A 12,897-nucleotide genomic window follows, 5' to 3' on the forward strand; every position below is an offset into this window, starting at 1 on the left:
GTCTGGCGAGCATTCTCGCCTAAATGGGTGTCCGGAATCATTAGACCACTACATAAAGCCTCTCTGCAACCGCCATCGTATTTCCAGTCGAGCAGATGATGAGCGTAGGCAATTTTTCTCTTGGTAGACATCAGGTAATCCCATGGAGGTTGATACTAGTCAATTAGCCGTACCGATAAACGAAAATTAAGAAGGAGGGGCACAAGGTTGGTGCTTGGCAAAACAATCTCCGTATGTCCGATAAGTCTGACTGACCAACGCTTCAGTGCAGCGGCTGCATACTAAGAAACTTCTAGTGAGCGACCCCTAGCCCATCTGGTTAGCTACTTATATGGCTTACCGATGGAGAAACCTTGCACGTTAGCGATGAGTTTATTGATGCTCCTTATGCGGTTCTGCATGGTTAACATCAAGGTCACGGGTGGTGCAGCACCACTCCACCCTAGAATAGAAGTGTTATCTTGCCTCACGGCTAACATGTGATCATTGGGGGAGGGGCAGAAAAGCCCCACAAGCTTTTGATTTTAACTGTGTGATGTAATGTGACGTGCCGTCACGTGATAATAGTCTCTACAGTGCTCAGCACAGGTGGTACTGCTTATAATCGTGGAAAAAATCTCTTAAAGAATCTTTAAGAAGAAATTTCCGACTGGTCTGTTTGCTGCAGCTGTCGATGCGGACTGAGCCAGCTACTTACCGTTCTTGTTGTCTTCCCGATCTCTTTGGCGATGTTCTCAATGCTGTACTTCTGATCCCATAGGCTGATGGCCTTCTGTTTTAGACTCTCCCTCTTTATTTTTGATGCTGACTCTGGTGCTACGTAATCTTCAGAGAGAGCTTCGTTAATTTCGCAATTACCTATCTTTACTGCGAGAAAGTTTGCTATATCAAGGTCTTGCACAAATAGCAAGATATTGGATAGGCTTGTTCTCGATCTCAGAGCAGTTCTGCAAACAGATTGAAGGGTTGACTCGTAGAACCGTTCATACTTCACGGCATCCCTGATTTCATTGGAGGTTACTGTGTTCTCGATAGATAGTAGTTCTGCGAGTGTATTCAAGCTCCTGCTTTCTATTGGGGTTATGTTTCCGTGCTGTAGACAAATTGCAATATTATATTCGGAGTACTCGTTGATGCCTCTGTTATCGATGGCGATGAATTTTATATTGCTTTCGTCGTGGCCTTGCGGAACTGGTAGTTCAGGTTTGCACCACTGATGTGCCACTAGAATCGCCTTCCTGTTTCCGATGATTCTAAATACATCGACTTTCAGCCATGCATCTAGCAAGCAATCTTCTTGATAGTCTGGATAAAGTTTACCTGCCTTCATAAGTGCTGCACTCTTTGAGTAAGGCCTGTTCCTGAAGAAAGGGTGAATCTCTACCTTGTTTCCATACCCAGAAAAATCTATGTTTGCCTCGATGGGGCGAATGCACCAGCCTGCTCCTTTCAGGGTGATTCCAAGAAGCGTTTTCTCTACTTCAGCCCCCATGATCACCGCTTCCTCTGCTGCGTAGAATGCCGGGATGTAATGTTTGATCCCAATGACTCTGATGGTTCGCTGCAGCTTGTAATCGAGTTCTTCGACTTCAACAACATACCTGCGGTCAAGTAATGCCTTGAGTATGCTGCGTGCATCAGATGTAAAAGTTGAATCGTCTCCGTTGGCCAGTCCTTCAATTAGCGTACGGTAATCGTCTTTCGCACTCACTCTGTTCTTATCGCCTACTTTGGTCACATCGGTGATGCCGCCAAACGCTTTACGGTAGGAGAGGTCGCTAAAGTTGTGTGTTAAACAATCCCAGGTTGTCGGGATCTCATCTACGTACAGTCTCCATCCATGCAGGGTCTCAGGGTTGATAAGCCTCAGTGACTCGTGGGTACAGATGAGAATCCTGTTAGTTCGGTTGAGAAGGCTTTCCTCTAGGCACTGTACAACAGAGCCTTCTACAGTATTGCTATCGATGGCATTGAAATCCATCTTCAGGTCCTGCATTCGGTTTTGCACTTCTGCTGAAAGAATTTTTGTTGGAAATACAAGTACAGAGCATTGGTCGTCTAGCTTGGTGAGCTGGTTAATTAGCCAAGATGTTTTTCCTGCTCCTGGCGGTGCAATTAATGCGTGTATAACTTTCATAAATAGTTCGGATTTAAAGTGATTAACTGATTTCAGGGTGTAGCAATGCACTGCCAGAGCTATGAGTCTCTGGTTAAAGGTATGTGAAGTCTCAACAACGCACTGGCAGCTTTTGATGAAGCTTGTCGCTGGGGAATAATCGTAAACCAAGGTTTCCCGATTCAGCGACCTTTTACAGATAGGGCTGGCGGTTAGCGACCGTTCGCTGAATGTTAGTGTGGGATGATACTAATCATCATTTGAGGTGTTTTCTTTTTCTTGGTTTAGCTGCTCTTTCCATTTGGTCGTGCAGTATTTACGATAATCTAGTAGGTCTGATAACGTGGGCGTAATATTAGGGTATTGAGTGGAGAATGCTTTAAGAAGTCTGACGTCGCTATCACCTGCAGTTACCGAAAAATACTCTTCATGTTCATCGTACTCATGTGTTACGCCTCGTATTTCTCCGCTGGCCGTGATCTGCAGATAATATTCTGGAGGGATAATAAAGTCATCGTAATCCTCATCGGAGGGGGGGATTAGGTTAGTGTCAATTACGAAGGCCCACTCAATTGGGTGGAGCTCTCCGTGTTCAGGGTTAATGAATGGCTGGTTGTCATAGATGAAATGGTCTTTGTGGTTTGCTGTGGGGAATGGCGTTTTGTTGGTCATGAGGCAATACCTGTCAGTCTCTCACAGTACTTCGTGCTCGTACTTGAAGTGAGAGGGGGGTAATGGATGTTGTTAAAGGGAGTCTTGGACGGCTTATTCAGTATGTGCGTATATAGACTCTAATTAGTCTTGGAGTAGGTTTTTTCTAATTGATTGAAAAGCCTGCCAGGATTAGATAGATAAATCCTTGCTCTTGGTCTTGGCTACGACTCTGGAAAGTTAGGTAAAGTTTCTCAGTTGTTCAATCTTGGCCATATGCTCGCGACGCTTTTTCTTTGGGTAACTTTGCTTGATATCAAAAAGGGCTTTTCGAGCTTTGTGATATGCCCGATAAGTCTCAAGCTGCCAGTAATGTAGGTTGGAGTCCGGCCAGTTGATCTGGAATTGCACAATGAAATCACATTCGGCTTCGCTCGCAGCTACGCAGTGCTGTCCCTCATGAATAGAAGGCTCATAGGTAAATCCAGTAATTTCCATTTCGTTTGTCATCAGGAAATACATTTGATGGACCTTGTAAGGCTCAGCCTCTGTAGCAATTCCACAGTAGGGCGAGAGAAACGCGTTAAGAATTGCTGCCAATTTTTCTGGATCACAATCAGTACGGTTACTGTTCTCTTGGGATTTAGCAATATTCATGTTGTGTGGAATGGCCATTAAAGTTTTGGGTGGGTTAGTGCGCCGATATCACTAAGAATAGTTATCGTCGCATGCTAATTTATATGTGCGATGTTTGCCAGTGATGGGTAGGGGGTTGAACTTGTTGTTAAGTGCTATCTGGCTCTCTTGTGACTTCTTTAGATTTGGAGTGGAGATTTTTTGCTGTGGCGTCTGAGTTGCCGCTCCAGTTGGATCAAGTTTTATGGCTTAAGGGTTCCCTGTCAATACTTTTTTGAAAAATTATTGTTATGCACGTTAACTGATAATTCAATGGCTTGGTTGGTTGTTTGGTTGCTTGGTTGCTTGGTTGCTTGGTTATTTGGTTGGTTGGTCATTTGGTTGCTCGCTTAATTGATTGCGTACCTAAACACCTACCGGAATATTTGTCTGAGCACCTACCTGAATACCTAAACACCTACCGGAATATTTGTCTGAGCACCTACCTGAATACCTAAACACCTACCGGAATATTTGTCTGAGCACCTACCTGAATACCTGAACACCTACCGGAATATTTGTCTGAGCACCTACCTGAATACCCGAACACCTGAGTGGGTGACCAAGTGAATGGGTAAATGGGTAAGTACCCAGATGTATAGATAAGTAATCGCTCACTCACGTAAGCACGCAAATGCGTAAGTGTATATACAAGCATCCGCCTTCCATGCTGCGGCTGTTGGATGTATTGAGGTCAGGCTGGGTCGTGGATGCTGATGTGACGAAGGGCGTCCGCCATTGCCTTCAGTGGGCTGCGGCTACCATAAATACTGAACGTCACCGCTCCGTCCTCGTGTCCCGCGATTTGCTTGATGAGCGAGTCCTGCACACCAGCATCCCGCAGGTCATCAATGAGCGTGTGTCGGAAGCTGTGAAACGTCTTCCTTGGGTCAGTGATACCAAGCTTCGTCTTATACCGACCGAACCACTTCGACGGTGCGTGCCCCAGCTTCACTCGAACCGCTTCCAGCTCAGGGAACAGGCGATCCGCTCCGGTGGTCCTTACTGACTCAACGTACTGCAACAGGCCTAGGTCGATCAGGGCAGGGTGCAAGGCGAGAATGCGTCGGCTGCTGGAGTTCTTCAGGTTCTGGCCTTCCCGGCTGTCATCGATACGGATGCACTGGATGCCCTGATGTTCGATGAAGTCCTCCACCCGCAGTTGGTAGAGCTCTTCCAGCCGTGCTCCAGTAGCTCGCCCCAGGTGCGGCAGCTAACAACACGAAAGGCTTTCAAACAATTTTTAACACAGCCAACCTGGCTGCCCGTCTGCGAAATTGCACTTCAATTGACCACCCGTATGCATTCGACTTAGACAGTCATTTGCATTCGTGCTGACCACTGATTGCACCGGATTTGCTAGGCACACTTTGTGACCATGATCGGCAGAGAACGGCCCAGAGTGTGTAAAAACACTTTTCGTATGTTGGATGCCTAAGCCCGCGCCCTTGGGCGAAGCGATTTCCCGAACATTTGCCAAGATCAGCGCCGATAGCGCGTCATAGCGTGTATGAAGCGCTTTGGCACCTCTTGGAGCAGTAAAAGCTGAGGCTTTTACGCCGCCATCGCCTTCAGCAAGCCTTCTGTACCGATGATTTTCATAACCCGCTTCAAGTTATAGGCGAGCACATTCAAGCTCATTTCCGCACTCACCCCGTTCAGTTTTCGAGTCAGGAAGTGCGTTGCCCCCATCCATTGCTTGAGCGTCCCGAAGGGATGCTCAACAGTCCGTTTTCGAACCTTCATCATCTCTGGTGCTTGGTTCAACCGACGCTGCATTTCCTCCAGCACAGCTTCATGCTCCCAACGCCTTACTCGACGATTTGTGCTTGGCGTGCACTGGGTTTTCAACGTGCAACTCTGGTACTTTGAACTCCAGTAGCAGTGCATATTCATGCCTTTCTCAATACTGGAGAATCGCCAGATCAGTGCCTCTCCTGCCGGGCAGATGTATTCGTTATTTATCGCGTCATACACGAAGGCATCTTTGTTGAATCGGCCATCAGCTTTGGCGCTTGAAGTCATCGGCTTCGGCACGTAGGCGGTGATGTTTGCGTCGTGACAGGCCAGGATTTCTTCGCCTTTGAAGTAGCCTCGGTCGGCAACTACCGACAACGTTTCTACGCCGATGGCTTCACGAGCCTGCTTCGCCATTGAACTGAGTTGGTCACGGTCAGAACCTTTTTTGGTGACCTCGTGAGCAACGATTAAATGGTGCTGCGTATCGACAGCCGTCTGCACGTTGTAGCCAACGATCCCGCTGCCGCGCGTCATCATCGAACGGGCATCCGGGTCGGTCAGCGAAACCTGTTTATCTGGGGATTCGTTGAGCTGAGACTCAATCCCCTGAAGCTCTTTCATCTGTGTTTTGAGCTTGGCGATTTTATCTTCCAAGCTCGCCGTGTCTGGCTTGGAGGCGCTAGGGATCAGGCGATCAGCCGCATCGAGCGAGGCCAAATAACGGCTGATGCTCGCCTCGATTTCTTCCATGCGCCGCTTCAGTTTGGCGCTGGTGAAGTTCCGGTCGCGGTTGTTCACCGCTTTGAATTTACTGCCGTCGATGGCAACCATGTTTTCGCTAAACAACCCCAACTGCTGGCAGAGCACAACGAACTGGCGGCAGACACCGCGAATGGCTTTGCTGTTGTCTTTTCGGAAGTTGGCGATGGTCTTGAAGTCCGGAGCCAAACGCCCCGTTAGCCACATCAACTCGACGTTGCGCTCGGTCTCACGCTCAAGCCGGCGGCTGGACTGAATCCGATTGAGGTAGCCGTAGATATATATCTTCAGCAACACCCCTGGGTGGTAGGCCGGACGACCAGTTGCGGCAGGAGCGACACCCTCAAAACCAAGTGCGCCCAAGTCGAGTTCATCGACGAAAACATCGACCACGCGCACTGGATTTTCCTCGGCTACGTAATCGTCCAGACACTCCGGCAGCAAGGTGACTTGCGTCCGAGCCTCACCTTCAATAAATCGCTTCATGATCGCCCCTGCTACGATCTCGACGATCAGAAGGTTAGACAATCACTGGCGTTTTCACACAGCCTGGGTCGTTTTCTGCCGGTCTCAGCCCGCAGCTTGATGGTCAAATCCGTTGGAAATGATTGGTCAGGTCGAATGCAAAATGGGTGGGTAAGTCTCTGCAATTACCCACCGTCCGAATCGATCAGTCGATTAGGTGCAAAACGTCCCTAACGTTGAGGTGGGAGTATCGCGCTACGGATCGTGTATCCCGGTGGCCCGACACGATCATTATCTGGGCGTTGTTGAACCCCTTTTTGGCGACGTTCGTTATTCTGGTGTGCCTGAGCTGGTGTAGTCGAACACTACTGTCCAAGCCTGCCTTGACTCGTGCCAATCGCACTGCCTGAGAAACTGCATGTGGGGTGACCGGGAAGATCAGGTTGTTCGGGTGAGGTTCTACTGTGGCGCACACTTGAGCGATTTGGAGAATTTCCACTGCACGGTGGGTGAGGGGAACTGATCGTGTGCCGTTCTTCCCATCAATTACATCGGCAATCCGCTCTTTGAGGTGCAGGCAGTCTTTGGTCAGCTTTAGGATCTCAGAGCGGCGCATGGCAGTCTCATATGCCAATTCGACAATGGGTTTCATGATGGGTGACAGCTTTGCCAGTAACCGCTCAAGCTCGCTTGCACTAATCACCTTGTCTGAAGACCGACCAGGCTTTGGGAGTGCGATATCACTGACAGGGTTGTGTATGTCGATCAGGAGCCCGCGTTTGGCAAACCTGTAGAAGCGGGACATGAATGCGAGCTGCGTCCTGCACGTGGACGGCTTCACCTTTTTCAATCGCATGATCTTGAAGTCATTGATCATCTGCGGGGTGATTTCGTGGATGGGCTGAGTGAAGTGCCTGCCTAGATGTTCCACGATCTTCAGGGCGTGGTCGTAGCTGCCCTTACCCTTTAGCATCGTCTCGCAGTAGGTCATGCCCAACGTATATATAGTGTGATGCTTGCGATCCACCGTCACGGCTTCAATCTGTTTCGCCCATGTCTCTGCTTCGGACTTCGTGCTGAAGGTTTTCGACTGGGGAGATTTACCCTTAACCCGTATCTGAGCGTTCCAGTTGCCGGACGGGAGTAAGCGGAAATTAGCCATTTTTAACGCCTCATGATGTGAATGGGCGTTCTGTGAAATCCAAGAGCAGCAGGGCTTGCAGCTTGCTCAAGCAGACATTGACATGGTGGGGGTCGTTGGTTCGAGTCCAATCGCGCCTACCAAACAAAATCCGCTCTGCTGGGCGGTCTAGAAGGGCTCACCGAAAGGTGGGCCTTTTTTTGTTGCCTGCGATTTGCAAAACTTTTGCAAAACCCCCACTCAAAAAGCCAGTTCGGCACCCACCTCCAGATACTCGACCTTCTTTTCGTCGTGCCTTCACTTTGCCGGTGGTCCGCTTGATGACGTGATAGGCGTTCTAGCCGAAGCGAGCCGCGCTTACTAGTGCCTCCTTGCCGATCAGCACGTTGTTAATTCAGGCTTTGGATTTGGCTTGCTGTATCTGATCAGTGAATCATTAAGCTGCCTTACGGTCATACCGCTGACCTTTGCATTTAGGACGTTCAAATGAAGCGTGCAGTAATAATGTTCATGGCCATTTCAGGCTCTCTCCTGTTGGGAGGCTGTGGGCCTCACTGGGACGACGGAGAAAGGTACGGTCGAGATCGTGATCGAGGTCATGATTACCGTCGTGGATACGACCGAGGTTATGACGATGATCGAAGGGATGACCGCAGATATGATCGTCGTGACAATGATCAGGGGTATGAACGCAATCACGGCCGTGATCGTGATCGTGACGATAGAGGCGACTGAATGCGCTTGTCTTCAGCGGCGCGGGTTGCCAGTGATTCAGGCGTAAGATAGCGGTGCTACCTCATCAAAAGGAGCCGCATATGATCGCCGCCCAAATGAACAAGCCGGTATCTGAGGACAGAGCTGTTTGGGATCAATACTTCTGCGCTGCGTTGATTGCGGAAAGCAATCTGACGGCACCGGTTGTAGGAGGGGCTACTCATGAAGACAGGCAGAACCTGTTGATTGAAAGGGCCAAAGCTCTCGCCGACAAGATGATGGAAAACAGAAAATAACCAGAGCCCAGCCATCGCGCTGGGCTCTTCACATCTGTATCTCGGCAGCGGTGCAGCGCTATTGGATCAGGCGATCAAGTCTACTTTGCCGCTAGCGAGGCGATAGACGCCTCCCACTATCTTCAACGTGCCCTTGCTGAGCGCATCAGTCAGCAGTGGTGAGGCATTTTTGAGGCGGTTAACCGAATCTTTGACATTCTGCGCTGTAGCGTTGTCGATAAGGCTTCCGGGATTATTGAGCACTTTCTCGATGGAAGGTTTAAGTGCGTCAGTCAATTTCGGGATGTGACCAGGGAAAACAGTGTGATCTTTTACTGCCTTTATACCTGCACTGATGGCGCCGCAGCTCTCATGCCCCAGGACGAGGATCAGTGGTGCGCCGAGTACCGCGACAGAGTATTCAAGGCTTGCCAAACCCTCATCGGTAACGAAATTGCCCGCGACGCGTATGGCGAAAAGATCGCCTCGAGCAGTGTCAAAAGCATACTCAGGAGCGATACGGGAGTCAGAGCAACCGAGTACCGACACGAACGGGTTCTGGCCTGAGACCAAGGCTTCCCGCTCTGACTTGAAGTCATGTGTCTTGGAGTTGCCGGAAATATACCGTTCATTTCCCTCCATAAGCCTTTGAAGTGCCATGTCAGGGCTGATGGAGTTTTGTGGTTTTGGCGCAGCAGCGGTTTTCTCGGCAGCCTGAACGAATTTGTCGGGCAGTGCACCGGCAAGTATCAGAGCGCCTGCTCCTAGTCCGGCAAACTGAAGAAATCTACGACGACCAATCGCGTTTTGAATAGGGTTTGAATCACATGATTTACACATGATCTTGTGTACTCGGGTCGGTTGATGGGAATGACTTGCTGTTGGGGGGGAAGTGCTTCCAGGGGCCTTCGGCACTTGTGGTTGGAGTCTAGACGGGATGTAACGTTATGTTGCTCGGGGCTTGCTTTCAGGCAATGTAGGGGCGTGGGTTCGCACAAGCCTGGGTAGTCGCCAGGCACTGTAACGAGGGGATTGCCCCCTCGTTACAATGTTGCATGAAGAGCATGAATCACTGCTGGCGTGGTTCATCTCAACAACGTCGGACCTGCGTGTTAGGTCCAACCAACTAAAACCAATCTTACCTGGCGTTCAACTTCTTCAGTTCTTCATAAGTCGCCGACTGTACAAACCAGAAGCCGGAGATGATGCACCACGTCAGGGTGCCGGTAATGAAAACACCTGCCCCGGACCAGAAGCCCTGAACGAAGATCATGACCACTGCGGCGATCCAGATAACGGCCAGTGCGACGTACAGAACTACGTTGTTTACACCAATTACGAACTCTTTCACGTCTATTCCCTTTTGAGTGATTGTCCTCTGGCTCCTTACGCAAGGGCCAGTGGGCGGCATGATAGGGAGATAGCTGGCTGTTCGCCAGTCATGTCAGGCAGTCATGCTTCGAAAAAATCGCTTTCAGCCTGTGGGTGCCTGGAAGGCAGATTTCCAGATTTTGGACTACTACTCACAAGCTCATTTTCTTAACCCTGTCAGGAGCATCCCAATGCTGTCTCACTGGTTTCTTGCGGCGATCCACCTATTGGCTGTTGCCTTGGGCCTCTGGGCGGTGCTCACCCGAGGGACGGCGTTAAGCCGCCTGGTCGTCGGTACGGCGCAGGTTCGCAGCGTGCTGGTTGCCGATAACGTATGGGGCATCTGTGCGGGTATTTTACTGATCACAGGTTTGATGCGGGTCTTCGGTGGGTACGAAAAAGGCACCGACTATTACCTTCATCAGCCGTTATTCCATCTGAAGATGATGCTGTTCGTGATCATTCTGTTGCTTGAAGTGGCACCAATGATCACCTTGATCAAGTGGCGGATCGCCTTGGGCAGGGGCGCTTCGATTGACCAGGGTCGAGCCAGGCTGTTTGCACGCATCAGCCATATCGAAGCGCTGTTGTTGATGTTGATGGTGATTGCGGCCACCGGCGTGGCGCGCGGTGTGACCTTCGGCTAATAACGGCACGATTCGTCGGGGTTAAAGAGAATAATCTGACAGTCACGGCGTGGCCGAAGCCGGTAGCATCGGCTTCACGTAATGGGGGGGAGGCGAGTGCTCAGCAAAATGCCGAGCATGAATCTTTAGCCAGCCATTGCGCTGTAACGAACGGGCTGGCTACTGACCGCAACAGGATTCAGGGAGTCTGCGGTTTGTCTGGAGCGGTGAGGCCAGCCTGAATGCGCTGATAGATTTCTTCGCGATGAACCGCAACGTCTTTCGGGGCATTGATGCCAATCCTGACTTGCTGGCCGCTAACGCCCAGAATGGTGATCGTAATGTCATCGCCAATGTTTATGCTTTCACCGACTTTGCGGGTGAGTATCAGCATGGTCTTCTCCTTGATTGCTTTGTAGGGCACCTGATTCGGACAGTGCAGAGGTCGGTGGTATGTATAGATTAGTGCGAAGTCTCATGGTTTGGGTGCCTCTTTCTGACGCGCAGATGCTGCATTAATTCCCAAGGCGTAACTATACAGAGGCCGTAACCATCATTCTCGTTGTTTTGAGCCCATTTTGCGGCACTCGGGAAGTATTCATGGATGCTAAAATCGCCACTTTAAGCATTCTGAGGGAAGCGTTGTGCGCAAAATGGTCTTGGTAATCGCTGTATTGGCGCTGGCGGGATGCGGTGAGGGCAAGAGTGTTGACGCGCAAAAGCCGCAACCGGCAGCTGCGACTGCTCCTTCGACGGCATCCGCGCCACAATGGGATCTCGAAGTTCGAGGTGAAACGCCTCAGGCGGTCAGCGATTTGAGCGGCTGGTTGATTGAGCACAGTTTCGTTTCCAATATCGTCAAGGAAAATGGAAAGACCCGGATTTTGCTCGGGCCATTCAGTTCGAAAGCCGAGGCTGAGGCCAAACAGACAGAAGTGCGTGCGGCGCTTACCCGGGCGAAGAAACAGAACATCGAATTGCTGGTTGTCGAACATCCAGTGACCCAGTAACGGTTTTTTCCTGGGAGCTTTCGACTGAACGCCTTAAAGTGGATCCACATTGACTCGTTTCTAGACGTAGTCACTGTCGAATCCCAGTAGGAGTTCCCTCCTTGGCCTGCCACCCCTTACAAAATATTCGATGCAGTCCTGCGGCACAAAAAGACGCTGAGTCCTCATTTGATGCGCGTCACTCTGGCCGGTCCGATGGTTACCGATATGGCGACCTGGGAGCCGGACCAGCGCGTGAAGCTGTTCTTTCCGGCTGTGGACGGTTAGAAACGAACAAAGGCCTCGGGTGTTAAACCCGAGGCCTTTGTGTTTTCAGCGAGCGCTTAACCACAGGCTTTCATGTCGACCGGGCCGACAAACTCGTTGCCGCGTCCCATGACGCACGCCACGCTCTGGTTGCGCTGTCGTTCCCAGGCCTCTACCGGATAGGTTTTGTTCCAGGCTTCGTACAGTTGTCGATCCTGTTTCGACAGGCGCAAACCATATTGCTTGCTCATGTAGAAATACGTTCGAGCGATCATGCCGCGTATGGACGGGCGGGGCATGACCTTCTTCGCCTTGAAGTCGACCTGGGTCAGGCAGGAGCCATATTGGCCCGACTGCACCGGCAACCAGCCGAAACTGAAGTTGCTGCGATCGCCATTCACTTCACCAATGCTCGGCACCAGGTTGTGCAGGTCGGCTTCGGCCTTCTGGTAGGTCGGATCGTAACGCGTGCAGTTCTTGCGCCCACCTTCTTGCCAGCACTGACGCTGATGGCCGATCTGCCACGCCGGAACAATGTGCTCCCACTCGATGCGGGAAGCGCGCTTGGCGTCTTTGCGCGGTACATAACCGCAGGCCGCGAGGTTGACCTTGTTGCCGGTGTATTTGCACCCGCAATAGAACTCTGTGGATTGCGGTGCGTAGAGCTTCCAGGCAACTTTCTTGGCTTCGTTGAAAGTGCGTGGGGCGCCAGCCTGGGCGCCGAGGGTGATGAACAAAAACAGCAAAGCAAACCAGCGGACACTCATTGCCTCAATCTTCCTTCGGCACAACCCAAAAAATCTGCACACCGCCATCGTCGCGATAGGCGAGGGTGACGTTGTCGTTCTCGTCGATTTCTTCGAGCAATTGTTCCCACTCATCCACGGGTTCGTCCGGTAGACGGAAGATCAAGGCTGCTTTGGCTTTTTGGGCGGTGGGGGAATTGATAATTTTTTGAACGCGCATACCCATGCGTTCATAGGAGTCAGGAGAGGCGGAGGTGGTGGCCACGGAATTATCCTTATTTGGCTGTACGTGCATACAGTATTTAACTGTAAGCATTTTCGCAACTGCTTAAAATTAAAGAAAATCCGCTGACAGCAATTTT

14 protein-coding genes and 2 pseudogenes are annotated in these 12,897 nt (G+C 50.7%); 5 read left to right on the forward strand and 11 right to left on the reverse strand.

Going from position 1 to position 12,897, the window contains the following annotated elements; translation table 11 throughout:
- Positions 1 to 631: 631 nt before the first annotated feature.
- From MO767_RS27690 to MO767_RS27715, 6 genes and pseudogenes are all read right to left on the reverse strand, one after another.
- On the reverse strand, positions 632 to 2,137 hold the full coding sequence (locus MO767_RS27690; RefSeq protein ID WP_282483129.1) for a hypothetical protein: 1,506 nt from the start codon (positions 2,135 to 2,137) through the stop codon (positions 632 to 634).
- 228 nt (positions 2,138 to 2,365) lie between these two features.
- Complete coding sequence (locus MO767_RS27695; protein ID WP_282483130.1) at positions 2,366 to 2,788, reverse strand: hypothetical protein; 423 nt, start codon at positions 2,786 to 2,788, stop codon at positions 2,366 to 2,368.
- 219 nt (positions 2,789 to 3,007) lie between these two features.
- Positions 3,008 to 3,424: a hypothetical protein gene (locus tag MO767_RS27700; RefSeq protein ID WP_282483131.1), complete on the reverse strand. Its 417-nt coding sequence runs from the start codon at positions 3,422 to 3,424 to the stop codon at positions 3,008 to 3,010.
- Positions 3,425 to 4,136: 712 nt separating this feature from the next.
- A pseudogene (locus MO767_RS27705) lies at positions 4,137 to 4,655 on the reverse strand (site-specific integrase); the annotation flags it as partial.
- 341 nt (positions 4,656 to 4,996) lie between these two features.
- Positions 4,997 to 6,427, reverse strand: coding sequence for an IS1182 family transposase (locus MO767_RS27710; RefSeq protein WP_282483132.1), 1,431 nt, complete (start codon positions 6,425 to 6,427; stop codon positions 4,997 to 4,999).
- A 184-nt stretch (positions 6,428 to 6,611) separates the two neighbouring features.
- Positions 6,612 to 7,568 carry a site-specific integrase gene (locus tag MO767_RS27715; RefSeq protein WP_282483133.1) on the reverse strand — a complete coding sequence of 319 codons (957 nt, stop codon included), beginning with the start codon at positions 7,566 to 7,568 and terminating at the stop codon, positions 6,612 to 6,614.
- 565 nt (positions 7,569 to 8,133) lie between these two features.
- On the opposite strand from MO767_RS27715, the gene MO767_RS27720 reads away from it, so the two are divergent.
- The gene (locus MO767_RS27720) at positions 8,134 to 8,328 is read left to right on the forward strand and encodes a hypothetical protein (RefSeq protein ID WP_161990834.1); all 195 of its coding nucleotides are present in this window, start codon (positions 8,134 to 8,136) and stop codon (positions 8,326 to 8,328) included.
- Positions 8,329 to 8,362: 34 nt separating this feature from the next.
- Positions 8,363 to 8,557, forward strand: coding sequence for a hypothetical protein (locus MO767_RS27725; protein WP_282483134.1), 195 nt, complete (start codon positions 8,363 to 8,365; stop codon positions 8,555 to 8,557).
- Positions 8,558 to 8,623: 66 nt separating this feature from the next.
- On the opposite strand, the gene MO767_RS27730 is transcribed toward MO767_RS27725, so the two are convergent.
- Both MO767_RS27730 and MO767_RS27735 read right to left on the reverse strand, forming a co-directional pair.
- The gene (locus MO767_RS27730) at positions 8,624 to 9,376 is read right to left on the reverse strand and encodes a carbonic anhydrase (protein ID WP_282483135.1); all 753 of its coding nucleotides are present in this window, start codon (positions 9,374 to 9,376) and stop codon (positions 8,624 to 8,626) included.
- 298 nt (positions 9,377 to 9,674) lie between these two features.
- Positions 9,675 to 9,887, reverse strand: coding sequence for a hypothetical protein (locus MO767_RS27735; RefSeq protein ID WP_033061943.1), 213 nt, complete (start codon positions 9,885 to 9,887; stop codon positions 9,675 to 9,677).
- 211 nt (positions 9,888 to 10,098) lie between these two features.
- Here MO767_RS27735 and MO767_RS27740 point away from each other — a divergent pair, with 211 nt between their 5' ends.
- Positions 10,099 to 10,554: a DUF2214 family protein gene (locus MO767_RS27740; RefSeq protein WP_282483136.1), complete on the forward strand. Its 456-nt coding sequence runs from the start codon at positions 10,099 to 10,101 to the stop codon at positions 10,552 to 10,554.
- 178 nt (positions 10,555 to 10,732) lie between these two features.
- Here MO767_RS27740 and csrA read toward each other — a convergent pair whose 3' ends face one another.
- Positions 10,733 to 10,927, reverse strand: a complete 195-nt coding sequence (gene csrA / locus MO767_RS27745) for a carbon storage regulator CsrA (protein WP_007938114.1) — start codon at positions 10,925 to 10,927, stop codon at positions 10,733 to 10,735.
- 250 nt (positions 10,928 to 11,177) lie between these two features.
- Here csrA and MO767_RS27750 point away from each other — a divergent pair, with 250 nt between their 5' ends.
- Together MO767_RS27750 and MO767_RS27755 are read left to right on the forward strand one after the other, a co-directional pair.
- Positions 11,178 to 11,543, forward strand: a complete 366-nt coding sequence (locus MO767_RS27750) for an SPOR domain-containing protein (protein ID WP_282483137.1) — start codon at positions 11,178 to 11,180, stop codon at positions 11,541 to 11,543.
- Between the two features lie 123 nt (positions 11,544 to 11,666).
- Positions 11,667 to 11,807 (forward strand): annotated as a pseudogene (locus tag MO767_RS27755) (siderophore-interacting protein); the annotation flags it as partial.
- A gap of 59 nt (positions 11,808 to 11,866) precedes the next feature.
- Here MO767_RS27755 and MO767_RS27760 read toward each other — a convergent pair.
- Together MO767_RS27760 and MO767_RS27765 are read right to left on the reverse strand one after the other, a co-directional pair.
- Entirely contained in the window at positions 11,867 to 12,556 is a 690-nt protein-coding gene (locus MO767_RS27760) for an endonuclease I family protein (protein WP_282483138.1), read from the reverse strand.
- 4 nt (positions 12,557 to 12,560) lie between these two features.
- Entirely contained in the window at positions 12,561 to 12,851 is a 291-nt protein-coding gene (locus tag MO767_RS27765) for a DUF1654 domain-containing protein (protein ID WP_282483139.1), read from the reverse strand.
- Between the last annotated feature and the right edge of the window lie 46 nt (positions 12,852 to 12,897).

Source organism: Pseudomonas sp. UYIF39, assembly GCF_029963765.1.
Lineage (GTDB): Bacteria > Pseudomonadota > Gammaproteobacteria > Pseudomonadales > Pseudomonadaceae > Aquipseudomonas.

What these genes read in the sequence shown, in the direction of transcription:
- MO767_RS27690 (WP_282483129.1), bottom strand. Translation starts at nt 2,137, where the DNA reads ATGAAAGTTATACACGCATTAATTGCACCGCCAGGAGCAGGAAAAACA.
- MO767_RS27695 (WP_282483130.1), bottom strand. Translation starts at nt 2,788, where the DNA reads ATGACCAACAAAACGCCATTCCCCACAGCAAACCACAAAGACCATTTC.
- MO767_RS27700 (WP_282483131.1), bottom strand. Translation starts at nt 3,424, where the DNA reads ATGAATATTGCTAAATCCCAAGAGAACAGTAACCGTACTGATTGTGAT.
- MO767_RS27710 (WP_282483132.1), bottom strand. Translation starts at nt 6,427, where the DNA reads ATGAAGCGATTTATTGAAGGTGAGGCTCGGACGCAAGTCACCTTGCTG.
- MO767_RS27715 (WP_282483133.1), bottom strand. Translation starts at nt 7,568, where the DNA reads ATGGCTAATTTCCGCTTACTCCCGTCCGGCAACTGGAACGCTCAGATA.
- MO767_RS27725 (WP_282483134.1), top strand. Translation starts at nt 8,363, where the DNA reads ATGATCGCCGCCCAAATGAACAAGCCGGTATCTGAGGACAGAGCTGTT.
- MO767_RS27730 (WP_282483135.1), bottom strand. Translation starts at nt 9,376, where the DNA reads ATGTGTAAATCATGTGATTCAAACCCTATTCAAAACGCGATTGGTCGT.
- MO767_RS27740 (WP_282483136.1), top strand. Translation starts at nt 10,099, where the DNA reads ATGCTGTCTCACTGGTTTCTTGCGGCGATCCACCTATTGGCTGTTGCC.
- csrA (WP_007938114.1), bottom strand. Translation starts at nt 10,927, where the DNA reads ATGCTGATACTCACCCGCAAAGTCGGTGAAAGCATAAACATTGGCGAT.
- MO767_RS27760 (WP_282483138.1), bottom strand. Translation starts at nt 12,556, where the DNA reads ATGAGTGTCCGCTGGTTTGCTTTGCTGTTTTTGTTCATCACCCTCGGC.
- MO767_RS27765 (WP_282483139.1), bottom strand. Translation starts at nt 12,851, where the DNA reads ATGCTTACAGTTAAATACTGTATGCACGTACAGCCAAATAAGGATAAT.